Annotated in this window: 1 protein-coding gene; it reads left to right on the top strand. The window is 46.8% G+C overall.

All coding sequences use genetic code 11. The annotated features are described in order from the left end of the window. The coding region (locus CH376_RS23950; protein ID WP_276329227.1) for a polymorphic toxin-type HINT domain-containing protein at positions 1-707 on the top strand (707 nt) is incomplete at both ends.

The raw sequence follows: 707 nt of genomic DNA, 5'->3' as shown, positions 1-707 counted from the left end.
TGACATTGCGCAGAGCTTCGGCTTTGCAAACGACGGATCGAAGATGGTGGACAAGGCGGGAGTCTTTCACTTGGACACTTGTTTTAGAGGTGACGTTCCTGTATGGCGACTGAAGAAGACAGGAATATCTAGTAATCAGAATATTCAAAAAACGGAAAACGCATACGACCTGGTCGCTATCGAAAACATCCAAATCGGCGACGTGGTGAAATCTTGGAACGAAAGAACGGGTCAACTTGAGAACAAGAGAGTCACCGAACTTTTCGTGCACGAGGTTCCTCAGTTATTCTTCTTGGAACTCAACGGAGAAGAAGAGATCCATACAACTTGGAACCATCCGTTTAGAAGACGAAACAAAACGGTCGCACTTGTAGAGAGCGCACCACAACTTGTGATGGCTTCTACACTTGAAAGAAGATTCGAGAAAGAATCACCCGAGAGTGGAGTTCAAGTCTCCGAGTGGGTGAAAGTGGAAGACCTGAAAGTAAACGACGAAGTGTTGAAGTCGGACGGAAGCTGGGGGCAAGTAACCGGGATCTTTCACTACAACGTAGAGCCGACGAAGGTTTACAATCTCGAGGTAGAAGACAACCATACATATATCGTTGGCGGAGATGCGGAATCGTCTAACGCGGGATATGTTGTGCACAACTACGAAGGCTCGTATGACAAACAAGTGAGAGCGATCAAGTCGAGCGTAAAAGAAC

Source organism: Leptospira adleri, assembly GCF_002811985.1.
GTDB lineage: Bacteria > Spirochaetota > Leptospiria > Leptospirales > Leptospiraceae > Leptospira > Leptospira adleri.
The sequence above is the reverse complement of the archived record's forward strand: the minus strand, read 5'-3'. Positions and strand labels throughout refer to the sequence as shown.